This is a genomic window from Mycobacterium sp. NPDC004974 (assembly GCF_053600815.1).
Map to the genome: position 1 here is coordinate 154,534 of NZ_JBSGAQ010000016.1, position 26,022 is coordinate 180,555.

Here is a 26,022-nt window from a genome sequence, read left to right on the forward strand (position 1 = left end):
TTCGATCAACAATCACACTTTCACCAGCATTTTAACTTGGGTTGCTAAAACGTTTCGGCGGCCGTAGTGTGAGCGCCGTTACATGCCTTCACCTGTGAATCAAGGGAGCCCCATCGCCGAGGCGCCGATGGTGATGAAGAGAGAATTCACCACGTTTTCCGCTCTGTCTGTCGCGTTCGCATTCGTTTCGCCGATCGTGGCGGTCTACAGCGTCCTGGGCGTCGGGCTGGCTACCTCGGGGCCCGCGTTCATCTGGGGCGGCCTCATCCTCTATGCCGGCCAATTCGTCGTGGTGCTCACGCTGGGTGTGCTTGCTTCGAAGTGGGCGGATTCGGGCGGTATCTATCAGTGGTCTCGCCGGCTCCTGGGATCTCGCTACGGTTGGTTCGCCTCGTGGACCTACATCTGGACACTGCTGATCACGCTTCCTGCCGTCGCATACGCCGGAGCGGTGCTGATGCCGCCCATCTTCGGTCTTTCGGGCGTCGATCATGGGCTGGTGACGTGGTTGGCGGTCGCGATCCTCGCGTTCAGCACGCTGGTGAACCTCGCTGGGCGAGTGTTCATCAAGATCCTGATGGTCGCAGTGATCGCCGCCGAGGCGGTGGGGTCCGTCGGGGTTGCGATCTGGCTGCTCGTGTTCGAACGCCACCAGAGCCTCGAGTACATTTCACCGACGGCGCTCCCTGACCACCAAGGGGTGCTGTTCGCGGCTCCACTCGTGATGGCCATCGCGTTCTCGAGTTACTTCGCGATCGGCTTCGAGAGCGCGAGTTCGATCGCCGAGGAGGTCAAGCGCCCGAAGCGGGCTGTACCCCGGGCGATGGTGGTCTCGTTCTTCGCCATCATGGCCATCGTGGTGTTCAGCACGCTCGCGTTCACGCTCGCGGTGCCGAGCGAGGACTTCCTGCGAAACCCCGAGAACGCCGCGGATCCGGCCGTCGCCATCATGGCCGGCGCGCTTCCCGAGCCGATGTTTCGCGGCATCCTCGCCCTTTTCGTCATCGCATTCGCTGCGAGCCTCATGACGATTCAGATCACGGTCTCTCGAATCGTCTGGGCGACAGCGCGAAACGGAGAGCTGCCGTTCGCCCATACCCTCACGAGTCTTTCGGGAGCGACCGGGCTGCCGAGGAAGGCGGTGGTCGTCACGGCGATCATCGCGGCGCTGCTCTTTATCCCGTTCCAGAGCGAGGGCATCCAGATGGCCCTGATCTCCTTTTCCTCGGTGGGATTCTTCATCTCCTTCCTCTTCCCGATCCTCGGCCTGGCCATCGCGCGCGTTCGCGGCCAGTGGAGCGAGGAGCCCGGCCTCTTCCTGGGACGCGCGGGACGAGTGATCGGGTGGATTGCGCTTGCGTGGCTGGGATTTCAGATCGTGAACGTCGCGTGGCCCAGAGAGTCCGGCAGTGGCTGGGCTAGCGACTGGTCGACGATCATCGGGGCGCTGGCGGTCGGACTACTCGGCGTGGTGGTGGAGAACTGGGTGCACCGGAGGAGACTGCACGCGGCCTCGACGGGCCAGTCGATCGTGATTTTCGAGCGTGACGAGTCGGCCGACGAAGAACCCGACCGCGACCCGGAGCCAGAGCCTGATTGCGACCCGCTGCGGAACTACAGTGCCAGCCCGGAGACCGTGTGAGGAGCCCGTTCACTCAGTCCGCGAGCGTCGATTCTCGAACGGTCAGCGATGCGTTCACGAGTTCGCGACGGCGGCCGGTCTCCCCGTCGAGTGCCGCAACAAGCAGATCCACTGCGACCTCTCCCAGCCGAACGGGGTGCAGATCGAGTGCGGTGATGGGTTTCTGCAGGCCGTAGTCGAGGTAGCGGCTGTCCGTGAGGCTGACCACCTGGAGGTCGTCGGGGACGGCCAGCCCGAGCATGTGGGCGCTGCGCTCGGTGGCGAATGCCAGCGTGTCGAGTGTGGCCAGCACCGCGTCGAAACGGCGATCGGGAGAGGCGAGTGCGGCCCGGATAACCGGCTCGGCCTCATCCACACGCGGGCCGGGAGAGCGGATGATGATCGGGTCCAGCGAGACGGTCGAGCACCAATCGAGGTATGCGGAGAGCTCGTCTCGCACATAGGAGGAGCTGGTCTCGCTCAGGAACAGCGCCGTTCGCGAACTGCGGACCGCGTTCAGATGCACCAGAGCCGTCGTTGTGCCGGTGGAGAAGTCGTTGTCCACCCAGCTGAAGTCGCCGGAGTTCCGACCGATGGTGGCGCAGGCCAGGCCGGTGCGCGCGACTTGTGTGAGCAACTCGTCGTCATCGCTCGGGTCGACCACGATGAGGCCGTCGGCTGCGGAGAGGAACGCCTCTGAGGACAGCTGGGACGGGAGCATGGACAGGAGGAACCCGCGCCGGAAGGCTTCAGCGCTGGCCCCGTTGAGGACCCTGAAGTAGTACTCGATGTCCCATTCGGGTTGTAGATCGGTGGTCGAGGACCGTACGGCCATAGGGGAGACGGTCAGCACGAGCGAGCCGGTCCTGCCCGCATTCAGGTTCTTGGCGATCCGGTTTGCCGTGTACCCCAAGCGATTCGCGACATCGATCACGTTCTGACGAGTGGCCGCGGCGACGCGTCCCTTGCCATTCAGCGACTCTGACGCCGTGGCGATCGAGACGCCGGCTTCATGCGCGACGTCCTTGATGGTGATGCGGCGGGGTTTCACGGAGCGCCCGACTCGCAATCCGTATTTGAGAACTGGTCAAGATTGGCCAGGACTGTGTCCACCGTGAGGTCGAGTGTCCCGAGTCGATTCGCAGGGGGCAGCAACGTCCGGAATTCTTCGACCAGAGCGCCGATTCGCTCCTTCGTGTAGCGCAGCGTGCGATCCGAACCTGCTTCGTCGGCCAACACGGTTCGCAGGGACGGGTCTGAGGCGGAACGCGTTTCGCCCAGATCGACGAGGTGCCGATACGCGCTCCACAGTGGCAGTGTCGGAACTCCGTTGCGGAGATCGGCCCCGTGATCCTTGCCTAGGTTCAGCGCGTCGTCCCTGACGTCAAGAAGGTCGTCGGTGAGCTGAAATGCGAGGCCGAGCCGCTGGCCCGACTCGCGGAAACGATCCTGGCACGCCGGGTCGTACGAAGCTGCCATGGCACCCAGCTCGAAGGCCGCTCCGAAGAGGGCGCCGGTCTTGAGCGTCGCGTAGTCCTCGATTGAGGGCTGGCCGTCGTCACCCCATCCGAGCGTCGGTTCGAGAAGTTGGCCCTTGCAGAGCTGCCCGAAGGCGCGAGCGAGGGGGGTGACGGCGCGCTCGCCGAGAACTGCCGCGGTTTCGAACGAGACGGCGATGAGCAGATCTGCGATGAGGATGGCGGTGGCCTCGTCCGCGGCGGAGTGCAGCGATGGCAGCCCCCGGCGAAACTGAGACCTGTCGATGATGTCGTCATGGACCAGTGAAGCGGTGTGCAACAGCTCGAGGGCGACGGCGGCATCGGCAGCGAACCGTGGATCCGGCGTGCCGAATGAGTGCGCTATGAGGAGCAGGGTCCGGGCGCGCAGGTGCTTCCCTCCGGAGAGGGCGTCGATGACCGTCGATGGATCCTCAACTGGGAGCGGGGTTTTCGCAAGGCGCTCGGAGATCTGAGCCCGAAGACCGGCGGCCACGGCGGACACCTGGGCATCGATCGCCTCCGGGGAGAATGGTTCCACGTCTCGTGCGAGCGTGATCGGCGTCGTCACTTGGGTCCCTTCTCCGTTGGATGCGAGGAATCCAACCAGGATACGGACACGCATGACGGGTGCCAAATCGATTCGGCACCAGTGCGGCCACCGCTCTGACGCGGCGGCCTATCTCAGCCTGCCTTGTGTGCGGTCAGCAGGAATGCCGGGAACTTGATGCGGCCCTTCTCGTCAAAGTCGTGCTTGGGCAACTCGAACGGAACATCGGCAGGCATCGCGACGGCATTCGCATGGATGAAGGCCGGCCGGATGTCGTCGACCTCCCAGTGCTTCGACACCGCGGCGCGCAGTTCGTCTTCGGACACCTCGTTGGGCTTGGTCTCCAACTCGGCCGGGAACGCGCCCTTGGCGAACACCAGTACGTAGTAGTGCGCACCCGGGGCCGAGGCCCGGCGGATCGATTGCAGGTATCCGTCGCGACCTTCGACCGGCAGCGAGTGGAACAGGGTCGAATCGATCACGGTGTTGAACCGGCCGTCGTAACCCGTAAACGACGTGATGTCGGCCTGGGCGAAGCTGGCCGTCGACAGCCCGCGCACCTGCGCAGCCTGATTGGCCGCCGCGATCGCCGTCGGGCTCAGATCCAGCCCCACGACGGTGTAGCCGTCCGACGCCAGCGCCAGTGACAACTCGGCATGGCCGCAGCCCGCGTCGAGCACGTCGCTCTCGAACTTCCCGGCCTGGTGCAGCGCCGCAAGCTCGGGCTGCGGCTCACCGATATTCCACGGCGGCTGGCCCTCGAAACCTGCTTCCCCCTTGTACGCGCCGTCCCAGTCCAAGACCTGTCCAGAAGTCATTCCTCCAACGTACGCGTCTCAATCCCACGTATGGACGGGCTCATTACTGTGCATACGCTGGACATACTCCCGCAACATTTCGGCCAGCGCCTTGGGCCTGGTCAACCCCTGTGACTGCAGCTTTTGCACGGTAGCCACCTGCCACGTCGACCCGGTCCGTCCGGTCTTGGCGCGACCTTCGATCACCCCGAGATAGCGGTCACACACCTCCCCCGCCACACCCCAGCGGCGCAGCCCGTCGTGCGCCATCGGGAGCAGCCTGCGCAGCACCAACTCATCGGGCGTCACCTCGCCCAGACCGGGCCAGTACAGCCGGGCGTCCAGGCCGTTCTGGGCGCCCTCGATGAAGTTGTGGTGGGCCGCGGCGAAGCTCATCTTGGTCCACAACGGGCGGTCTTCCTCGGACAGCGTTCGCAGCAGGCCGTAGTAGAACGCCGCATTGGCCAGCATGTCCACCACGGTCGGGCCGGCCGGTAGCACGCGGTTCTCCACCCGCAGGTGGGGAACACCGCCCACCACGTCATATACCGGGCGGTTCCACCGGTAGATCGTCCCGTTGTGCAGCCGTAGCTCAGCCAGCTGAGGCGCCCGGCCCGCGGCGAGCTCGGCGACCGGATCCTCGTCGGACAGCTCGGGTAGCAGCGACGGGAAATACCGCACGTTCTCCTCGAACAGATCGAAGATCGACGTGATCCAGCGCTCGCCGAACCAGACCCGCGGCCGCACGCCCTGGGCCTTGAGCTCATCGGGCCGGGTGTCGGTGGACTGGGTGAACAGCTCGATGCGGGTCTCGGCCCACAGCTGATGACCGAAGAAATACGGTGAATTGGCCCCCACCGCGAGTTGCGGGCCGGCCAGCACCTGGGCGGCATTCCAGTTGCGGGCGAAATCGGCGGGGGATACCTGCAGATGCAGCTGCATGCTGGTGCATGCGGACTCCGGCGCGATGGACGCCGACTGCAGACTCAGCCGCTCCGGCCCGGAGATGTCGATGGGCATGTCCTCGCCGCGGGCGGTGAAGATCGAGTCGTTGAGCGCCTGATAGCGCGTCGACTGGCTCATCCAACCGTCCGACAGGTGCTCGGGCATCAGGGTCGGCAGGATGCCCACCATCACGATGTGCGCTCCGTCCTCGCTGGCCTTGGCCTCGGCGGCATTGAGGCTCAGCCGCACCTCGTCCTCAAGGTCCAGCGCGGCTCGGCCGGGCAACGGTCGTGGAGGGACGTTGAATTCGATGTTGTAGGCGCCCAATTCGGTTTGATAGGCCGGGTCGGCGATCGATGCCAGCACTTCCTGGTTGGTCATCGCGGGTTGGTACTCATCGTCGACGAGGTTGCACTCGATTTCCATGCCGGTGAGCGGGCGCTCGAACTCGAAACTCGACCGGGACAGCATGGTTTCGAACACGTCGAGGCACAGTTGCACCTTGCGCCGGTACTCCTGCCGGTGCGCGCGGCTGAACTCGGTGTTCTTGACCTCTTCACCCACACCGCGATGCAACAACGCGAACGGGCGTGCGCGCAGCAGAATGGCCAAATGACCACGGAGGCGGAGGCCGACCGATGACCTCAGCGGTTGAGGACGACCAGGGCGGGCTCGAGCAGGTCTCGCACGTCGATCGCGTCGCATCACTCACCGGGGTGCGCGCGGTCGCCGCAATGACGGTGATGGGAACCCACGCGGCGTACGGCACCGGCCTGCTCTCGCACGGATACCTGGGGCTGATGAGCGCCCGCCTCGAGGTCGGGGTGGCGATCTTCTTCGTGCTCTCGGGGCTCCTGCTGTTCCGCCCCTGGGTGCAGGCCGCGGCCTCGGGGGCCGACGCGCCGAGCACCCGACGCTATGCGCGAAATCGGTTCCGCCGCATCATGCCCGCCTACGTCGTCACGGTCCTCGTCGTCTACGGGATCTACGAACTGCGGCCCGTACAGCCGAATCCCGGACACACGTGGCCCGGCCTGCTACGCAACCTGACCCTGACTCAGATCTACGGCGACAACTACTTCGCGGAGTACCTGCACCAGGGATTGAGCCAGATGTGGAGCCTGGCGGTGGAGGTCGCGTTCTACGCCGTGTTGCCTCTGCTGGCCTATCTGCTGTTGGTGGTGTTGTGTCGCAGGCGTTTTCGGCCGGTTCTGCTATTGGCCGGGCTGACTGTCCTGGCTGCGGTCAGCCCGGTGTGGCTGGTGCTGCTGCACAACACCGAATGGATGCCGGTCGGAGGTGGTGCCTGGCTGCCGCACTATCTGGTCTGGTTCGTCGGCGGGATGGTGCTGGCCGTGCTGGGCACGATGGGCGTGCGCTGCTATGCGATGGCGGCGTTGCCCCTGGCGCTGGCCTGCTATCTGGTGGTTTCGACCCCGATCGCCGGGATCACCACCGCGGTATCCCTCGACCTGACCGAGGACCTGGCCAAGACGATGTTCTACGCGATCATCGCGACACTCGTGGTGGCCCCGCTGGCGCTGGGCGGGAACGGTCTCTACGCGCGGCTGATGGGCAGCCGGCCGATGGTGTGGCTGGGCGAGATCTCCTACGAGGTATTCCTGCTACACGTGGTCGCCATGGACCTGGTCATGGCGTTCGTGTTGGGCTGGCACGTCTACACCGGATCGGCCACGGTGTTGTTCATCGTGACCTTGGTGTTCACGGTGCCGTTCGCCTGGCTGTTACATCGGCTGACTCGGCCGCGCGGTTAGTCACGGGGCCTGCCCCGGCCCGCCCGGGCGGGGGCAGGGATCCACCGGGCTGGGCCGGAGCCGCAGCCGCGGCCCGGCCGTAATCCTGTTGTGGCGACAGCAGATCGGCATAATCGCCGTATTGCGGTGCTTGCTGGGTTACCTGCGACTGGGCGTAACCCTGGCCATACGCCTGGCCGTAACTGCTGTGCTGCGACGAATCCTGTTGTGCCACCGCGCCCTGCTGGTAGTACTGCTGCACAGCCTGGTTGTAGTAGTCGAGATAGGCCTCGTAGCCGCCGGCGGCAGTGGCCGCGGCCGGTGGCTCCGGTGCCAGCCACATCGCCGCGACGGCCGCCACGGCCTGCAGTCCGTTGAGCACCGCGATGGTCGTCAGCACCCAACCCGAGGAGGAGGTCAGGACACTCGACAAGGCATCGAGAAAACCCGCGGCGGCCAGGACGGCGGGCAGCCATGGGAGGGCAGTCTGCTTGGGCAACAAACCGATTGCGGCGGCCAGGGCGGCCAGTGCGGCGAACCTGACGTGCCAGTCGTTGCCGCCGCCGTCGGCGGCCGGTCCGAAACTCACGCAGTAGCCGACGAGACCCAGCACCACCACCGCGATCGACAGGTTGCGATGAAGCGGATTGACCACGATCACTCCTTCATATCAGTCAGTGCTATTCGCGGACGCTCTCAGATAACGCATCTCGTCGTCGGTGGCGACCATCGTGACCACCGCCGAACCGGCCTGCGTGCTGACCTTGACCGTGTCGTGTTCCAGTGAGATCAGATCGAGGACCACGTCGGCGTGGCCGGCGGGGGTGTTCGGTGGGGCGAGCACCATGGTGGTGACCCCGATCCGGACTGATTGCTCTGGAACACCGTCGAACATCTCGACGGTGTAATTGCGCTCCGCACCGGCCTGGATGGCGCGCCGGTTGAAGTCGGCAACCCACAGCAGGTCATGGCGCCCGACCACGTCGACCATGTCGCGCCAGAACGCCGGACGCCGGCTGTGCACCAGCACCCGGGCGCCCAACGCCAGCGAGCGCAGCACCACCTGCTGCGCCAGGTGCAGCGTGCCGACGATCTCCACCCGGCGGATCTGAGCGCCGAACAGCGGCAGCGCGACCGCGCGGCCCTCCTGGTCGGCGCCGATCACCTGTCCGCAGCCCGAGGCCGGCAACGCCAGATCACTGAGCGCATCACCGCGGAGGCCGGACGCCCAGTGCTCGATGTGGTCGGACCCGGGGACCGTCGGGATCGGAAGCGTCGCGGCCAGCGCGGAAAACTGCTGACCGTGCAGCGGGATGAGACCGCGCAATTGGGTGGGGACGCGCACGTCGCTGTCGAAGCGGACCAATCCGCGGACCTGGACCAGATCTTCGTCGGTGCCGTGATCGGGGGCCTCGCGCAGCGACAGGCACACGGTGGTGGAGTAGCTGGGTACCGTCCACAGCAGCCCGAGTCCCGCCGTGGTCAGCATGTTCGGCTGCACGGCGAAGCTGGACAGCCGGAAGTGGCCTTCGCGGCAGTCCTCCCAGGTTTCTTCGACGGTGCCGAGATTGATGCCGTCGCTGAGCTGATTGGTGGCCGCAGCGATGCCGCTGGCGGACAGGAACTGGGGCTGAAGGCCCGCCTCGGCCAGCCGGTTGGCGACGCGACGGGTCGCAGTGGTGGCGGCGCGCAGGATGCCGTCACGGTCACCGCCCCGGCGCCGGACCGCCTCCGCGCAGCGTGACGGGTTGAACCGCACGGCAATCCACACGGTGCGCTGGGCGATCGCGGGCAGCGGCCCCAGCACGGAGTCATAGACGGCGGCGACGTCGGTGTGACCGGCCGAGCGGGCGCCCTGGCTGATGATGTCGATGGATTCGAGCGTGATGTCGAACTGGCGCAGGCAGTCCAGCAGCGCCTGCACGGGAACCATCTCACCGGAAACTGTGACCCCGGGCTCCAAAACGGTCAGAGCCCTGGGGTTTTCGTCGATCTTGAGCAATGACAGCAAAGTCGAGCCGTTCCAACGGAATCCGATCTGCAACCCGTCGGAGGTCGGAACGTCGAACGGTTCGGTCGGCAGGGAACCCGGCTCGGTCTTGCCCGCGCGTCGCCGTCGATTCCGCAGAAACCTCCCGCGCAGCGCCAGCGCCCGCGGTGCTGTCGTGCCCTTGACGACCGGGGCAACCAGCAACAGCGCCGCCACCAGACCCACCGCCGCGCCCTGCCAGCCGGGCCGGTGCAGTTGCTGCGCGACGACGATGCCGGCACCGACGAGTATTTGCAGGACGATCAGGTCGGCCAGGGGGACGAGCCGCTGCGGGCCGGTATCGCCGGCGGTGGTCAGCTTTGCTGCGAAAGTCAATGGACGCATCGCTTTTCGAATAGGCGCTCGGACGTCATGTCGAGGTGGTGCGGACGTGCTAAACACTACGCATGCCAGCGCAAGTTACCACTCGCGCACAGGTGAACGGCTACCGTTTCCTGATCCGCCGGCTTGAGCACGCACTCATCCGGGGCGATTCGCGGATGATCCACGATCCGATGCGCGGCCAGATGCGGGCCCTGATCGTGGGGGTGGTGATCGCGGTCCTGATCACCGGGGCCTCGGCCGTGATGGCGTTCTTCAAACCGGCACCCAACATCGGCGACGCGCAGATCGTGCTGAGTAAATCGAGCGGTGCGCCGTTCGTCCGGATCGGTGACCAGATCCACCCCGTGCTGAATCTGGCCTCGGCCCGGCTGATCGTCGGCAGGAACGACAGCCCCAAGCAGGTTGACGACAAGTTCCTCGACGCCGTACCGCGCGGGCCCATGGTCGGCATCGTCGGCGCGCCCGCGAGCATCAACCGCGGCGACGACCTGGTGACGTCGTCGTGGACCGTCTGCGACAACCTGCAGATGCCGGCCGTCACCGAAACCACCGGCACGCCCAGCCTGCAGACCACGGTGCTGGCCAATGACCCGGTGCTCGACGGCGGCATTCGCCCGGCCGACTCCGCCGAGGCGATCCTCACCGAAACCGGCGGCACCACCTATCTGGTCTACCGCGGTGTACGGGCCCCGATCGATGTGTCAGATCCGGTCCTGGTCAACGGACTTCACCTCCAAGGCGCGGCAACACGGCCAATGTCGTTGTCCGTGCTCAACACCTTCCCGCTGGTCGACCCGATCACGCCGGTGCTGATCCAGGGTTCGGGGGAGCCCGGCCTGCTCGGACCGGACCACCCGGTGGGCGCCATCGTCAAATCCGTCGACTCGCGAGGTGAACAGCTCTACGTCGTGCTGCGTGAAGGTCTGCAGCCTGTCTCGCAGGCCACCGCCGACATCATTCGCTACAGCGCGTCCGGCGAGGTGGCCACCGGCGAGATCGACGAGATCGCGCCCGCAACACTGGCCGAGGTGCCGACCGTGCACCGGCTGCCGATCGACCACTACCCGCTGGTGTCGCCGCGGATCGTGTCGCCCAATCCCGATCGGGTGGTGTGCATGGGCTGGCAGCGGTCCAACACCGATGCTGGAGCGGACGTACGGCTGCTGGTCGGGCACCGGCTGCCCACCGCCGAGGGAGCGCAGATGGTCCGGCTGGCCAGCGCCGACGGCAGCGGGCCGGGGGCGGATTCGGTCTACCTGACCCCGGGAGCCGGCGAGTACGTGCAGGCCACCGGCAACGATCCCGACAGCCGCTCGGCGGGACAGCTGTTCTACGTCTCGGATACCGGAGTGCGTTACCACATCAAGGATTTGCCGACGGCCGAGGTGCTCGGGGTCAGCGGCGTCAAGGTGCCCGACGGCCCGGCCAACGCCCCGCAGTGGGCACCCTGGCCGGTGCTGTCGCTGTTGCCGCCCGGGCCGGAGCTGTCTCAGGAGGCGGCCCTGGTCGCCCATGACGGGATGGCCGCCGACCCGGACAGCAGCAAGGTGTCAACCGGCTGACCAGCCGTTTACAGTCGCATCTCGCGGAAGAACGCGTAGACCCGGATGATCCAGAAGCACAGCGGGAAGAGCGATCCCACGGCGATGTATTCGAGTATCTCGACCTGACGCCGCGCCACCGGGGAGAACTCGCGCAGGGGTGCGACCAGCCCGCACGCCAGGATCAGCACCATCAGGACGAGCAGCACGACCGCGGCGCGGGCCTGCCACCCCTCGACGTTCAGCGCGGTCTTGAGGACCACGGCGACGGCGATGGTCAGCCCGCTGCCGATGAGCGTCGCCGACTGCACCAGGTCGTGATGGCCGCGACCGCGCAGGCACAGCACCGTCGCCACCATGACGGCGAAAACGGTGCCCTGCCAATAGAACCCGTTGCTGACGTCCACGGCCAGATAACAACCGGCCAGGGCGGCCAGCGCGGCCGCGACGAGAATCCCGGTGAGGTGCTGATTGGCCCGCCGAACCCGGCTGATCAAGTCTTCCTCGGTGGGGATGATCTGTTTGCCGATCGCGTTGACGCCCTCGACGGTGGGGCCACCCTGGGTCTCGATGTCATCGAGCGGCTCACCGGCGGTGGGCACCCGTGGGATCGGGAGTTTCGACAGCCCGATCGTCACCCGCGGGGCAAGGTAGACGACGATAACGGCCACGGTGGCGAGCAAAGCACCTACCGCGCGGATGGGTGGCTGCCACAGCAACATTGCCGTCGAACTGACGCCGCCGAAAGCGCACGCCGCGATGATCGCGGTGTACACCGCGGATCCGCTGCCCGAGACGAGCAGCACCAGGAGCGCGCCGAAAGCGGTCAGGGCGAACGCCATCGGCAGGGAGGTGGCGCCGGAACCGTCGGGTACCAGGTACAGCGAGCCCGCGAAGACCAGTGGCGTCGAGACCGCGGTGATCCAGCCCGGCGCCGCGGCGAACCCCGGCCGGTGCGCCACCAGGCAGGCCAGCAGCATCCCCATCACGCCGAGGGCCAGTACCGCCGCGGGCACTGCGGGTTGGGCGGTCCACCGTGCCGTCACGCCGGCCAGCGTCACGGCGGCGGCCGCGGCGACACCGAACCCGGCCAACACGTTGGCGTTGTCCGCGAACCAGCTCGCCACGGTGCCGGCCGCTGTGTCGTGGGTGTCGTCGACGTCGTCGAACAACAACGGGCTGACCGGCTGGCCGACCGCGCGGATCATCAACAGGTCGCCGTCATGGACGCCCGCCTCGGCGATGGACAGGTGCGGGGCGATCGGTTCACCGCCGAGCGGTGCCAGGGTCCACCGCCCGTCGGCGGCGTCGAACTCGATGATCGCGTCGTGCGCGGTGATCTGTTCATTCGCGATATCGATGACATCGGGAATGTATTGGGCGATGCTGACGTGTGCAGGCAACCCGACGTCGATGTTCAGTTCGCCGACCACCAGGGTCAATCGGCTCAGCTCGGGTTCGGCTTCTTGATCAAGCTCTGACTCAAGTAGGGTCACAATCCAGTCGGCCTCCTGCGCAATGGGATTGCTCGACACGAACAATACCCAGCATCCGGCCCAGCAGCTTCCGGGGAGGGAAGGTTGAGTACGCAGGGGTTCGTCCGCCGCCTTCGGGTGGCGCCGCCGCGGATGCCCGGAGGCGAGGTCAACCTGGCCCCACCGCCCGAGGTGCCGCGGGCCATCCCGGGCAATCTGTTCATGCGGCTGATGCCGTTCGTGATGCTGGTCGCGGTGATCGGCATGATCGCGCTGATGATCACGGTCGGTGGCCGCGACATGGCCAGAAGCCCGATGTTCCTGCTCTTTCCGATGATGATGGTCATGTCGATGGTCGGCATGTTCATGGGCGGCGGGAACAAAAATGGCAAAGCCGCCGCCGAGCTCAACGAGGAACGCAAGGACTACTTCAGTTACCTGGCGAATCTTCGCGAGGAAGCCGACACCACCGGGGCCGAACAACGCACGGCACTGGAATGGAGCCATCCCGATCCGCGCGCGCTGACCGATGTGGTGGGCACCCGGCGCATGTGGGAGCGACGGCCCAGCGATGCCGATTACTGCCATATCCGGGTCGGTATCGGGACCCACCGGTTGGCGACGCGATTGATGGCGCCCGAGACCGGCCCGCCCGAGGACCTGGAACCGGTGTCGACGGTGGCGTTGCGCCGGTTCGTCAAGACCCACTCGGTGGTGCATGCGCTGCCTACCGCGGTGTCGCTGCGGGCGTTTCCCACGATCACCTTCGAAGGGGAGCGCAAGCTCGCGCAGCAGCTGGTGCGCTCGATGGTGTTGGAGCTGTGTACTTTTCACGGTCCGGACCATGTGCAGGTGGCGATCGTCACGGCCAACCCCGACGGTGAGAACTGGAGCTGGGTCAAGTGGTTGCCCCATGCGCAGCATGCCTCGACCCGCGACGGCATGGGTTCGATGCGGCTGCTGTTCCCCACGCTCGAGCTGATGGAGACCGCGATGTCTGCGGAGCTGGCCGAACGCGGCCGGTTCACCCGCAACGCACAGCCGACGCAGGGCCTCAAACAGCTCGTCGTCGTGCTGGACGACGGATTCGTCACCGGCGACGAGCAGTTGATTACCGACGCCGGGCTGGACAGTGTGACGCTGCTGGACCTGAACGGCCTGCGTCCAGGCGGGTCGGCTCGGCGCAGCCTGCAACTGGTCGTCGAGGGCGACGACGTCGCCGCGCGTACCGCGGTGGGCGTCGAACGGTTCGCCACCCCGGACACGATCACGATCCCCGAGGCCGAGACCACGGCACGGCGGATCGGCCGTTACCGCCCGGCCAACGCCGCGCACATCGTCAGCCTGGAAGCCGATTCGAGGGCGGTCGACCCAGGCCTGATGGCGCTGTTGAAGATTCCCGATGCCGCCGGGATCGTGCCGGAACAGGTGTGGCGACAGCGGTCCCCGCGGGAGCGGCTGCGGGTGCCGATCGGGATCACCCCGAACGGTCAGCCCATCGAACTCGACATCAAGGAAGCCGCCGAAGGCGGGATGGGCCCGCACGGTCTGTGTATCGGCGCCACCGGATCGGGCAAGTCGGAATTCCTACGCACGCTGGTGTTGTCGATGATCACGTCGCACTCGCCCGAGCAGCTCAACCTGGTGCTGGTCGACTTCAAGGGCGGGGCGACGTTCCTCGGTCTGGACGGGATCGCCCACATCGCGGCCATCATCACCAACCTCGAAGACGAACTGACCATGGTGGACCGCATGCGTGACGCGCTGGCCGGCGAGATGAACCGCCGCCAGGAGTTGCTGCGCTCCGCCGGAAACTTCCCCAACGTCACCGAATACGAGCGGGCCCGCGCGGCGGGCGCAGACCTCGAACCTCTTCCCGCCCTGTTCATCGTGGTCGACGAGTTCTCCGAGCTGCTGTCGCAGAAGCCGGATTTCGCCGAGCTGTTCGTGATGATCGGCCGGCTGGGCCGCTCGCTGCACATGCATCTGCTGCTGGCCTCGCAGCGGTTGGAGGAAGGCAAGCTGCGCGGCCTGGACTCGCACCTGTCCTACCGGATCGGCCTCAAGACGTTCTCGGCCGGCGAGTCGCGCAGCGTGCTCGGCGTGCCCGACGCCTATCACCTACCCAGCGTCCCCGGTTCGGCGTTCCTGAAATGCGATGCCTCCGAACCGATCCGGTTCAATGCCTGCTATGTGTCGGGGGAGTACGTCAAGCCGCGAATATCGGCCCGCACCGGGCGGGTGACACAGTTGGGCGCACTCGCGCCCAAGCTGTTCACCGCCACGCCGGTCAAGAAGGACGCGGTGCCCGCGCGCGGCCCGGCGCCTTCGGCGCTGCCCGTCGAGGTGGATTCCGCCCCGGCCGGACCGGTCAAGACGACGCTGCTCGGTATGGTCGTCAGCCGGCTGCGCGGCCACGGCAGGCCCGCGCACGAGGTGTGGCTGCCGCCGCTCGATGACAGTCCGGCGGTGAACGAGCTTCTGCCGGAATCGGATTGGTCGGCACCGGTGAATGTCAACGGCCGGTTGTGGATGCCGATGGGCGTGGTGGACCGGCCCTACGATCAGCGCCGCGACCTGCTCATGGTGGACCTGTCCGGCGCCCAGGGCAATGTGGCGGTGGTCGGCGGGCCGCAGTCGGGCAAGTCCACCGCGCTGCGCACGCTGATCCTGTCCGCGGCCGCGACCCATACTCCCGAGCAGTTGCAGTTCTACTGCCTGGACTTCGGCGGCGGCACGCTGACGAGCCTGGCGAAGCTGCCGCACGTCGGCGGGGTGGCCGGCCGGATGGACGCCGACGCGATCAGGCGCACCGTCGCCGAGGTGGCCGGGGTGCTCCGGTCCCGCGAGCAGCTGTTCCGCGAACTGGGCATCGAATCCATGCGGGACTTCCGCCAGCGCAAGGCCCAAGGCGGCGTGAGCCAGGACAAATTCGGTGATGTGGTGCTGGTCATCGACGGCTGGGCGTCGATCAAGAGCGACTTCGAGGCGCTGGACACGGTGATCCAATCGCTGGCCATCCAGGGCCTTTCGTACGGCGTTCACCTGGCCATCACCGCGTCGCGCTGGATGGAGATCCGGCCCGCGGTCAAGGACATGCTCGGTACCCGCGTCGAGCTGCGCCTCGGCGATCCGATCGACAGTGAGGTGGCACGGCGGTCCGCTGAGCTGGTGCCCATCGGACGGCCCGGCCGCGGTATCAACTCCGAGCGGCTTCACATTCTGATCGGGTTACCCCGGCTCGACTCCAGTTCGGAGGTGGAGGATCTGCCCGCCGGAGTGGCCGGGGCGGTCGAGGCCGTCCGCGCGCACTACGGGGACCGTGAGGCGCCGAAGGTGCGGATGCTGCCGCACGATGTGAACCGCGACGACGTCGTGAAGGTGGCTCGCGATGCCGGTCAACTGGGCAAGGCCCGCATCGCGATCGGCATCAACGAGGAAGAACTGGCCCCCGTCGTCCTGGATTTCGATTCGCAACCACACCTGGTGGCCTTCGCCGACACCGAATGCGGAAAGACCGGTCTGCTGCGCAACATTGCCGCCGGTGTGATGGAGAACGCCAGCCCGCTCGAGGCCAAGATCATCCTGGTCGACTTCCGCCGCTCGATGCTGGGCGTCGTCCCGGACGAGTACCTCGGCGGCTACGCGACTGCCCCGCAGTCGTGTACGGATCTGATGATGGCGCTGGCCGGTGCCCTCAAAGACCGGCTGCCGCCCAACGACATCACCCAGCAGCAACTCAAGGAGCGGTCCTGGTGGTCAGGGCCGGACCTGTTCGTGATGATCGACGACTACGACCTGATTCCCGGCGGATCGCTGAGCCACCCGCTCGGCCCGCTGGTGGAGTATCTGCCGCAGGCCCGCGACATCGGCCTGCGCGTCGTCGTCGCGCGGCGCAGCGGTGGTGCCGGGCGGGCGATGATGGATCCGATCATCGGGCGTCTGAAAGACCTGTCCTGCAACGGTTTGGTGATGAGCGGAAGCAGAGACGAGGGCGGGCTGTTCGGCGGATACAAGGCCGGCGCGATGCCCCCCGGCCGCGGCATGCTGGTCTCGCGGACCACCCGCAGCGGCGTGGTTCAGCTGTCCAGGATGCCTGACCTGTGACCGGGGTCGAGGAGCTTCGCGCGGTGCTGGTGGTGTCCGCGGCACCCGAGGCGATCCGGGTGTCCGTGGTCGGGGGACGCACCCAACTCGATGTCGCGCTGCCGGCCGACGTCCCGGTGGCGGCGTTCCTGCCGGAGCTGGCCCGGCTGATCAGGTCCCGCGACGACGAGCGCAGCGACGACGTGGCCGATCGCGATGAGCGACGGACGTTCTGGGCGCTCAGTCGCGAGGGTCGGGCCGGCAGCGGTGTGCTGGAGCCCGACCGGACCTTGCGTGAGGCCGGGGTGGAAAACGGTGAGCTACTGCGACTCTCGGCTCACCGTGCGCTGTCGCCGCCCACGCTGTACGACGACGTGGTGGACGCCGCGGCCCGGCTGAACCGGGCGTCGTACGCGGCCTGGAGTGCCTCCGCGGCGCGGATGATGGCCTTCGCCGGGTGGTGGCTGTGCTCGGCGGTATGGGTCGTCCTGCTGCTTGCACCCGCGTTGACGGCGCACCGGCCGGCGATCGTGATCGCTGCGGCGGTGATGCTGGTGACGCTGGTCGCCGGCGCGGCACTCGTGCGCCGAGTGCTCGGCAGGGCCGACATCGCCGCGGCGGCGGGTCCTCCGGCGATCGCCATCGGTGCCGCAGCAGGCTGGGTGCTGGCGGCGCCCCACGGTGCGGTCGGCCTGACCTCCGGGTGCGCAATATTGTTGGGGCTCACGGCGATCTGCCATCGTGCGATCGGTGCCGGCCATTGGACCTACGTCGCCACGGCGGTGGTGCTGGGCTTCGGCACGGCGGCATTCGCGGCCCGGGCCCTGGGCACACCTGTCACGGTGGTGGCCACCGTCGTCGCCGTGGTCGCGGTGTTCGGATGCCTGGCGGTGCCGGCGCTGACGGCACGGCTGGACCAATATCCGGTGGCGTCGGCCGGCGCATCGCGCACCGACGACCCGTTCACCACGTCGGCAGTACAGACCCAGCCCGGCGCCCCGATGCCGAGCGCGGAACAGGTGTGGGATCGCGTGCATTCAGCGGTGCTGACCCGCTCTGGGCTGCTGGCCGGTGCGGCAACGACCGCGCTGATCGGCACCACCGTATCGATGCGGGCCGACACGGGTTGGGCGGCATTCGCTTTCGCCCTGGTCTGCGCTGCGGTGCAGGCCTTGCGAAGCCGTCGGGCCGACACCTGGCCGGAACGTGCCGCGCTTGCGGTGCCCGCCCTGGGGCTCGTACTGATGGCCTGTGTGCAAGCCCAGACCGGGGTGTGGACGTTGCAGCTCACCGGCGTCGTCGTGCTTGCGGTGCTGGCCGTCGCCGGGGTCGCAGCCCCGTACGTTCGCCGGATCCGGACCGCCGCCGGGTATCTCGAGTATCTGGCTGTGGCCGCGGTGATCCCGCTGGCGCTCTGGTCGCTCGGACTGTACGAACGGCTGGGCGGCTGGTGAGCGCCCGGCGACACGCGGCGGTGGTGACCGTCGTCCTGACCGTGGCGCTGGCCGGCTTCGGTGCACCTCCGGCCGGTGCGGTGACGCCGCCCGTCGTCGAGCCCGGTCCGCCGCCGATCGGGCCCGTCGCACCGGCGCAGCCCACCGAACTGAAGGCGATCTGCGGTATTCCGACCGGCGTGCTGCCGGGCACCGACTTCACCAAGCAGACCAGTGCCGAGGCGATGCTCGAATACCGCAGGGCCTGGCGCTTTTCCCGCGGTGCCGGGCAGAAGGTGGCGGTGATCGACACCGGCGTCAACCGTCATCCGCGGCTTCCCGCGCTCGAACCCGGCGGCGACTATGTGTCGAGCAGCGACGGCCTGGTCGATTGCGATGCGCACGGCACCCTGGTCGCCGGGATCATTGCCGCGGTGCCCGCCGACGGTGACAGCTTCGCCGGCGTCGCGCCGGAGGCTTCTATCCTCTCCATCCGCCAGAACAGCGGCGCCTACAGCGTCGCGGGCACGAGCAGCAGCCAGAACGACGATCCGAACGCGACGTCGATCGGCTACGGCAACACACACACGCTGGCGCTTGCGATCGCTCGGGCGGTGGATCTCGGTGCCACGGTGATCAATCTGTCCGAGGTGGCCTGCGCTCCGGTTGCGGCCGGAATGGACGATCGGGAGCTCGGCCGCGCGGTGCGATACGCCTACGAACGCAATGTCGTGGTGGTGGCGGCGGCGGGCAACTTCAACTCCCAGAGCATGTGCAACGCGCAGAACAACATGAATGATCCGAACCAGCCGTTGCACAAGGGCTGGAGCAGCGTCAGCACCATCGCCAGCCCGGCCTGGTTCGCCGACTACGTCCTGACGGTCGGGGCAGTGACCACGGCGGCCGCCCCGGCCGACTTCAGCCTGCACGGACCATGGGTAGCGGTGGCCGCCCCCGGCGAGCGGGTCACCTCGCTGGACCCGGGCGGGCCCGGGTTGAGCAACGCACAACTCGGCCAGCAGGGGCTGGCGCCGCTGAACGGCACGAGCTTCGCGACGCCGTTCGTATCGGGGGTGGTGGCGTTGATCCGGTCGCGGTATCCCGACCTGACCGCAGGTGAGGTCAAGGATCTGATCGAGCGCACCGCCCGCACCCCCGGGAATGGACCCAACCAGGCCACGGGTTATGGAGTCGTGGACCCGGTCGCGGCACTGACCTACCAGCTCCCGCCGGGGGCCGACGGTCGCGATGTCACTGCCTCTTCACCGATCAGCGGGCCACCGCAACCTGATCCGGGTAATGTGCGGGCCCGCAGGATCGTCTTCACCGTCACCGCGGCGTGTCTTGCGTTGATGGTGGCGGCGGTAGCGGTGGCTGCTGCCCGGCGACGGACCAGGTGAGTTAGGGGAAAGATGCCGGACGAGAATCGGCCGATCGGCGAGCCCACATCGCTCGACGACTTGGCTCCTGGCGAATTGGACGAGGTGGAGGCCCGGGCGGCCGCGCTGCTGGAACAGATTGCGGCACAACGGTCAGCCCGGCAGATCCACACCGCCAAGTCGCCCGCCGACGACACAACCGATGCTTTGGTGGTGCCGCCTCCGCCTCCGACGCCGCCCGCGTCTGCGGCACCGGTCCGCCGGCTCGCCCCGCCGCCGTGGCAGATGCACAGCTCGATCGGATCAAGGGAGTTCGCCGAACGGTTCGACCTCGAGGAGCCTGCGCCTGAACGTCCGGCTCCTGAGCCGCAGGTAGTGCCGGCTCCTCAACCGGAACCGGCGACGGATTTGATCCCGATTCCGCCGCTACCCGCGCCGCCGCGGCCGGTCCCACCGATGCCTGCGCCGCCGTTGCCACCTCCGCCGCCGCCGTTACCGCCGCCGGGATTCATGCCGCCGTTGCCGCCACTTCTGCCGCCGCCGGGTGTGGCTCCGCCGCCGCAGTACTCGCCGGTGCCGCCTTCGCTCGACGACGCCGGGATCCTGAACCGCTCACGCAGCGCACCTCATTCCGGATGGCGCCGGGCCGTGCACCTGGCCAGCGCCGGTCGTGTCAGCCCTGGAGAATCGCGTAGGGAGCGTGAGCGGGACGACCTGCTGGCCCAGATCCGCCAGCCGATCGCCGGTGACTTCCGGATCGCCGTGCTGTCGATCAAGGGTGGGGTCGGAAAGACCACCACCACCTTGGGATTGGGCTCGGCGCTGTCGATGATGCGCCACGACCGGGTGATCGCGGTCGACGCGAACCCGGACCGCGGGACACTCGCCGAACGGGTGCGGGATGTGTCGAGCGAGTCCACGGTGCGCGACCTGCTGTCGGACCCGAACATCGAGCGCTACGCCGACGTGCGCAGCCACACCCGGATGGCGGGCAGCCGACTGGAAGTGCTGGCCAGCGAGCAGGAGCCCGCGGTTTCGGAAGTATTCGGCGAGTCCGACTACCGCCGCACCGTCAGCATCCTGCGTCGCTACTACAACATCATCCTCACCGACTGCGGTACCGGCATCATGCATTCGGCGATGGCGGGCGTGCTCGATCTGGCGCACGCGATCGTGCTGGTCAGCTCGCCGGCGATCGACGCGGCCCGCAGTGCGTCGGCAACGCTGGACTGGCTGATGCAGCACGGACATTCGGCATTGGTCCGCGAGGCGCACGTGGTGCTCAGCGCATCCCGGCCCGGTTCGGCGAAGCTGAAACTGGACAAGGTCTACGAACACTTCGAAGCGCGCTGCCGCTCAGTGCACATGATCCCGTTCGATCCGCACCTGGCCGAGGGTGCCGACGTCGACTTCGACCTGCTGGACCCGTCCACCCTCCAGGCGTATCTGGAACTGGCTGCCGCAGTGGCGGAAAAATTTCCCCGGCTGCGCGGTGCACCCCAGTACCGGTGACCGCACCGCGCTCGAGCATCGAGGCAAAGTATCGGCGAATCCGCCAAGGGGCTGTGAGCTATCTGTGCGGAATGCGGACCAACCCGTTGGCCTTGGTTGTCCCTACGAGTTGGCAAATTGACGCGTGAGCAGCATTGTGACGATGGCAATTTCGCCATGCGTAATTGTTCGCGCACTCAAATATGGTCAGCCGTAATCGAATTCGACTAAGTCTGTGGCGGCGCCATTGCGAATCTGGAACACTGATCCGAATGAGCAACGATGCCCTCCGGCATCAGATGACCGAGGTGCTGGCCCTGGTCCAAGAGCAGATGGCCGATATTGCTGCGGTGCAGCGCGAGCAGGCGCAGCTCACCGCAAGTGCTGAGGAGGCAGACGGCTTGGTCGCGGTGACGGTCGACGCCCGCGGTCATGTCATCGAGACCGTCATCGACGAGTCGTATCTCGAAGAGTTCGAACTCGAAGAACTCGGCGGCCACGTGACCGCGGCGGCGCAGTCAGCGGCGCAGCTCGTCGCGCAGCGGTCGGCTGCCCTGATGATGCCGATCGAAGAACGGCGCCGGATGATGCCGTCACTGTCCGACTTCGCCGACAGCGCGCCCGATCTGCGCGAACTGACCAGATCCGTGTTCGGCAACGACGATGCAGTCGTCGGAGTGGGCCAGCCGGAGGATGACGACCGGGACGAATCCGCATTCCCCACTGTGAGGAGCTGAATCGATGGCTGACGAACTCGGTGTCGGACCTTCTGACCTGCGGGCGACCTCGAGGAACCTGAATGATGTCAGCGTCAGGATGAAGAACGTGCTGTCCACCCTGCAAGCCAATCTGATGGCCGAAGGTGCCGCATGGGGTGACGACAAGATGGGTGACGGGTACGCGAAAGGCAGTGCCGGGTATCTGGCGCAAAAGGATTGGGTCGACGGCTCGGTGGTGGTCAAGACCGATCTGCTCGACTACTACTCGGACGGTTTGAAGGGTTCCGCGGACTCCTTCGAACAGAACGACCAGCCGTAGTCGTCTGCCGCATGGAGTGGTGCGCCACATAGGCCTGTTGCCACACCAATTCGCTTATGGACATCCAGATCCCACCCGAACTCCAATGGGTGTCATACCTCGCGGGCGGTGAGTGGCCGCAAGGCAGCGAAACCCGAACTCGCCGAATCGGCGAGCATTATCAGGCCGCGGCCGAAGCACTGCAGGACCTCGTCCCGGATCTGAACAGGGTCCGCGGTGAGACGATGTCGGTACTGACCGGCGACACCGCCGATGCTGCGGATCGACAGTTCGCCATGCTGTTCGACGGCGAGTACACGGTGGACAAACTTGCCCAAGGCATCTCGGGAATGGGTGAGGGCGCCACCAATTTCAGCTCCGAGATCGAATACAGCAAGCTGTCGACCATCGTCGGGCTGGCGCTCGCCGCCGCTGAGATCTCGTACAGCCTCGCCATGGCCGGTCCCACCTACGGGGCGTCGACGGCGGCGATCCCCGTCATCGAGACAACGACCATCGCGTGGATACGTGCGGTCATCATGTGGGCGATTCGGCGTCTCGGCGAGAAGATGGCCGAACTGCTGACCAAGACGATGTTGAAGCGGCTCCTGCACGAAACCGTGCAGGAATCCTTGGAGGAGCTGGGGCAGGGACTACTCCAAGAAGGGATCGTCCAAGGCATCCAGGCCAACAAGGGACATGCCAACTACCGGTGGGACCGGTTCCAACAGACGGCGATCTCCTCCGTGATCGGTGGCGGAGCGGGCGGAGCCACCGCCGTCCCGATTGCGCACGGGCTCGGACCCGCTCGCAACTGGTTCACCGCGGCGACCAAGGGCGCGACCACCATGTTCACCGCCGGGGTGTCGGGCAACGTGGCCGGCACGTTGGCCGTCGGCGGCGAATTCGACACGATCTCGATCCTTGCCAGTTCCACCAGCACCAGCATCGGTGGTCTGAAAGGCATCGGCGGAGGTCATCCGGCCCAACAGGGCAACCAGACCAATCCGGCCGGTCTCCGGCGGCCCGATGCGCCGAACGTCGGGCTGCGGGGCCAGGATCCGGATGGCCGGCTGGACACCGGCCGGCCGGACAGCGAGAACGACGGCGAGAACGACACCAACCGAACTTCGCAGAACGATTCCGGCGGGCAACCGGCCGCCCCCGCCAAGCCGAGTCCGGGACGCGCCGGCGCCGGCCAGACGAATAACACCACACCGCAATCGGATTCGAAGTCCGCGTCCCGCAACCCCGAACCGCGCGGCGCGGCCGACAAGTCGACGGGCCAGGACTCCGATGAGTCGCCGGATCAGGCAGACGCCGATACGGACGCCGATACCCACACCGATACCAACGCCAAGCACGAATCCGACGATGCGCCCGTCGGCGCGCAGGACGAACAGCACTCGTCGAATACACAGCACGACAACAACGATTCGGCCGACCCACCCGCAGATGAGCCCGCGCACACGGCCTCGCTCAGCCCGGACCAGGAAGTCGCCAACCCGGCGGCGCATGTTGCGACAACGGATGTGCCGCACACCGCAGTAGCTGCCGACCCGGTGTCGGCCGATACCGGGCAAGTCAATGCCGCTCAGGACTTCGAGGGTGCACCAGACGTTGAGGGTGCACAGGTTGCCCCCGAGGTCACAGACGTCGCACAGGCGCCTGCTGATCCACCACAGGTGCAGCAGGCTCCCGCGCCGGAAGCCCCCGATCAGCAGGGCCCGGCGATCGTTGCCGCCCAACCGTCGTCGACGAGCAATGTACCGCCGGCCACTACGCCGGCCTCGGCCAACGCCCCACAGACAACAGCCGAGCAGAGCGCCAAACCAACTGCTGCAAAACCTGATTCGACGCCCACGGAGCCAAAGCCGGCATCTCCGGCAGCGCGCCCCGCCGGCCCGGAAACACAGGTCGCTGGCGTTCCCGCTGCGCGGATCCAGGAGACGGCCCAGGGTGCCGGCCCGGATGTCGCGACTACCGATGTGGCGCCCGAGGTCACCGACACCGGCGGCCCGCCGCATGGCGACCAGAACTGTCTGCTCGACGCGGCCGACGATCTGTCGCGGCACTTCGGCAAAAAGTACCAGGTCGCCGGGGAACCATCGTCCACCGGAATGCCTGCGCGGGCGTTGTATGAGGCCACCGGGTCACGGGCCGACTTCGCTACCTACCGTGATATCGAGGCCAGGCTGCGGGGCATGAAACCCGGTTCGGCCGCGGTCATAACGTCGGCGTGGGCCGGCGACGGGCAGCGCCAGGGCGGGCACGCCTATGTGGCTGTCTTCGACGGCACGGACGTTTACCTGCTTCACCGCGGCGAGCGGCAGGGCTGGCCGCCGGCGTGGGGTGAGCACGCGGTGTCGACGACCGCGGTCGGTTACCTTGACGCACAGGGCAATCCGGTGAGTAATCTCAGCGGCCCCGACGATCTCGCCGCGGCGATTGCGGTGGGCGACGTGCAGGGCACCCAGGAACAGTCGCCGGGTGAGCAGTGGCGAGATGTCACACGGCAGAGCCAGATCGCCGACGATGCACTCGCGAAACGCGTACCTCCCGTCGATGTCGGCGACCTGCGAAACCCGCTGGGGTTGATGGAGTCAGCCGATGCACGGGCGCGGGCGAATGCGACCTGGTGGGCCGGGCTGAGCGGGCCTGAGCAGCGCGCCCTGATCGACGTGCACCCGCAGCAGATCGGCAACGCCGAGGGCATTCCGCCTGCCGCCCGCCATGAGGCGAACACGCAGCTCCTGGAGGCCCAACGCCGGCAGTTGGAGGGTTGGCGGGACAGCGGCCATCGGCTCAGTCGCAGCCAGAGCAAGATGCTGGCCCGGCTGGTTCGGATCCAGAGCTCGATCGCCGACGCGCAAACCCGAGCCCGGCAAGCCGGGGTCGACGGTCCGATGCTGTTGGCCTTGGATGTGTCTGAGTTCGGTGGCCACGGGCGGGCGATCGTCAGCTTCGGCGCTGATCCGTATCTGGCGGATTCTGTGTCATGGCATGTGCCCGGCCAGGGCATGACGATCGACCGTATCGGCGCCTGTATGGGTGACGCGCTCAACCACCTTCAATCCATCCGACTGGAAGACCCGACAGTGTCGGCCGCCTCGATCGCGTGGCTCGGCTACGACACCCCAAGCGGTTGGAGTAGTTGGCGCGCGGCCGGACAGAGACTCGCCCGCGAAGGGGGCGCGATCCTCTACAGCGATATCCGGGCGTTCAACGCAGCCCGCGACACCCTTGCCGGTGACGGCAGCCATTTCACCGGCAACCATGTCTTCGCCCACTCATATGGCACGACCGCGGCGAGCTATGCCGGGCGAGACGGCCGGCTGGCCAACGACATCCGAACGGTCACGCTTGCGGGCTCTCCGGGTACCGGGCCGGTGCGCCAAGCCAGTGCATTCGGCATCGGGGACAACGTATTCGTCGCTACGTCGTCGCGGGATCCGTTCACCGCTCTGGGCGGACGGACGCCGGGCTCGTCCGGGCGGATCTTCGGGTTCGGCTTGGGCGCCGATCCATCGATGAGAACCTTTGGTGCGCAAAGGATTACTGCTGAGTTCTCTTCGGATATGGATCGGATGGTGAGCCGAGGTACACACAACTCGTACTACCGCTTCGCCGACCGGACCGGTGCGACACCCGTACGCAGCGAGTCGCTCGCCAACTTCGGTCGGATCGCGGCAGGCCATGCCGACAGGGTCGACACCGAGCAGCACCGGACTGTCGATACCCAGCCGCGGCGGTTCATCGGAACCCGTGAGGGGACAGTTGAACCGGCAGCCGGCCGGCCGCTACGACTCGACGGCGATACCAACACCTCAGGCGACCGGACAACTCGCCGGCCGTGGAATCCGCGGTGGATGGCCGAGTCGAACAACGAGGTCAACTCGACGGAGCCCGTCGACACGAGAAGTGCCCGCGAGATTGCCGAGGAGGCGCTCGGACAGTTGGGTGTGCCCGCTTCGGGTCTGGTGAGTCCGGCTGATCATCGGGTGGCGGTGGTTGATGCGGTGGCGCGGGCGCGGGCGAATGCGCGGTGGTGGGGGGATTTGTC

At 67.1% G+C, this 26,022-nt stretch carries 16 protein-coding genes and 1 pseudogene; 10 read left to right on the plus strand and 7 right to left on the minus strand.

What is annotated here, in order from left to right:
* Positions 1 to 94 precede the first annotated feature (94 nt).
* Entirely contained in the window at positions 95 to 1,642 is a 1,548-nt protein-coding gene (locus ACWEFV_RS28135; RefSeq protein ID WP_450072579.1) for an APC family permease, read from the plus strand.
* Between the two features lie 13 nt (positions 1,643 to 1,655).
* Here ACWEFV_RS28135 and ACWEFV_RS28140 read toward each other — a convergent pair whose 3' ends face one another.
* From ACWEFV_RS28140 to ACWEFV_RS28155, 4 genes are all read right to left on the minus strand, one after another.
* Complete coding sequence (locus ACWEFV_RS28140; protein WP_450072580.1) at positions 1,656 to 2,672, minus strand: LacI family DNA-binding transcriptional regulator; 1,017 nt, start codon at positions 2,670 to 2,672, stop codon at positions 1,656 to 1,658.
* Positions 2,669 to 3,688, minus strand: a complete 1,020-nt coding sequence (locus tag ACWEFV_RS28145; RefSeq protein ID WP_450072581.1) for a polyprenyl synthetase family protein — start codon at positions 3,686 to 3,688, stop codon at positions 2,669 to 2,671. Before ACWEFV_RS28145 ends, ACWEFV_RS28140 begins: the two co-directional genes overlap by 4 nt.
* A gap of 113 nt (positions 3,689 to 3,801) precedes the next feature.
* The gene (locus ACWEFV_RS28150) at positions 3,802 to 4,485 is read right to left on the minus strand and encodes a class I SAM-dependent methyltransferase (RefSeq protein ID WP_135459237.1); all 684 of its coding nucleotides are present in this window, start codon (positions 4,483 to 4,485) and stop codon (positions 3,802 to 3,804) included.
* An 18-nt stretch (positions 4,486 to 4,503) separates the two neighbouring features.
* Positions 4,504 to 5,973 (minus strand): glutamate--cysteine ligase, encoded by a 1,470-nt coding sequence (locus ACWEFV_RS28155; protein ID WP_135459235.1) that lies wholly within the window; start codon positions 5,971 to 5,973, stop codon positions 4,504 to 4,506.
* 74 nt (positions 5,974 to 6,047) lie between these two features.
* On the opposite strand from ACWEFV_RS28155, the gene ACWEFV_RS28160 reads away from it, so the two are divergent.
* Positions 6,048 to 7,184 (plus strand): acyltransferase family protein, encoded by a 1,137-nt coding sequence (locus ACWEFV_RS28160; protein ID WP_450072582.1) that lies wholly within the window; start codon positions 6,048 to 6,050, stop codon positions 7,182 to 7,184.
* On the opposite strand, the gene ACWEFV_RS28165 is transcribed toward ACWEFV_RS28160, so the two are convergent.
* Together ACWEFV_RS28165 and eccE are read right to left on the minus strand one after the other, a co-directional pair.
* Positions 7,132 to 7,818 carry a DUF5336 domain-containing protein gene (locus ACWEFV_RS28165; protein ID WP_450072583.1) on the minus strand — a complete coding sequence of 229 codons (687 nt, stop codon included), beginning with the start codon at positions 7,816 to 7,818 and terminating at the stop codon, positions 7,132 to 7,134. The genes ACWEFV_RS28160 and ACWEFV_RS28165 overlap by 53 nt on opposite strands.
* A gap of 15 nt (positions 7,819 to 7,833) precedes the next feature.
* Positions 7,834 to 9,537 carry a type VII secretion protein EccE gene (gene eccE, locus ACWEFV_RS28170; RefSeq protein WP_450072584.1) on the minus strand — a complete coding sequence of 568 codons (1,704 nt, stop codon included), beginning with the start codon at positions 9,535 to 9,537 and terminating at the stop codon, positions 7,834 to 7,836.
* 62 nt (positions 9,538 to 9,599) lie between these two features.
* On the opposite strand from eccE, the gene eccB reads away from it, so the two are divergent.
* Positions 9,600 to 11,099, plus strand: coding sequence for a type VII secretion protein EccB (eccB, locus tag ACWEFV_RS28175; protein WP_450072585.1), 1,500 nt, complete (start codon positions 9,600 to 9,602; stop codon positions 11,097 to 11,099).
* A gap of 8 nt (positions 11,100 to 11,107) precedes the next feature.
* Here the strand turns inward: eccB and eccD (ACWEFV_RS28180) are convergent, their stop codons facing one another.
* Positions 11,108 to 12,613 (minus strand): type VII secretion integral membrane protein EccD, encoded by a 1,506-nt coding sequence (gene eccD, locus ACWEFV_RS28180; RefSeq protein WP_450072586.1) that lies wholly within the window; start codon positions 12,611 to 12,613, stop codon positions 11,108 to 11,110.
* A 45-nt stretch (positions 12,614 to 12,658) separates the two neighbouring features.
* On the opposite strand from eccD (ACWEFV_RS28180), the gene eccCa reads away from it, so the two are divergent.
* From eccCa to ACWEFV_RS28215, 7 genes and pseudogenes are all read left to right on the plus strand, one after another.
* Entirely contained in the window at positions 12,659 to 16,660 is a 4,002-nt protein-coding gene (gene eccCa / locus ACWEFV_RS28185) for a type VII secretion protein EccCa (protein ID WP_450072587.1), read from the plus strand.
* On the plus strand, positions 16,657 to 18,093 hold the full coding sequence (eccD, locus tag ACWEFV_RS28190; RefSeq protein ID WP_450072588.1) for a type VII secretion integral membrane protein EccD: 1,437 nt from the start codon (positions 16,657 to 16,659) through the stop codon (positions 18,091 to 18,093). Before eccCa ends, eccD (ACWEFV_RS28190) begins: the two co-directional genes overlap by 4 nt.
* Positions 18,090 to 19,472: a type VII secretion-associated serine protease mycosin gene (gene mycP, locus ACWEFV_RS28195; RefSeq protein ID WP_135459220.1), complete on the plus strand. Its 1,383-nt coding sequence runs from the start codon at positions 18,090 to 18,092 to the stop codon at positions 19,470 to 19,472. Before eccD (ACWEFV_RS28190) ends, mycP begins: the two co-directional genes overlap by 4 nt.
* A gap of 78 nt (positions 19,473 to 19,550) precedes the next feature.
* Positions 19,551 to 20,963: pseudogene (locus ACWEFV_RS28200) on the plus strand (nucleotide-binding protein); the annotation flags it as partial.
* A gap of 251 nt (positions 20,964 to 21,214) precedes the next feature.
* Positions 21,215 to 21,679, plus strand: a complete 465-nt coding sequence (locus ACWEFV_RS28205; RefSeq protein ID WP_450072589.1) for a YbaB/EbfC family nucleoid-associated protein — start codon at positions 21,215 to 21,217, stop codon at positions 21,677 to 21,679.
* 4 nt (positions 21,680 to 21,683) lie between these two features.
* Positions 21,684 to 21,980: a hypothetical protein gene (locus tag ACWEFV_RS28210; protein WP_135459213.1), complete on the plus strand. Its 297-nt coding sequence runs from the start codon at positions 21,684 to 21,686 to the stop codon at positions 21,978 to 21,980.
* A gap of 56 nt (positions 21,981 to 22,036) precedes the next feature.
* Positions 22,037 to 26,022, plus strand: a 3,986-nt coding sequence (locus ACWEFV_RS28215) for a WXG100-like domain-containing protein (protein WP_450072590.1), incomplete at its 3' end; no start/stop codon positions are given.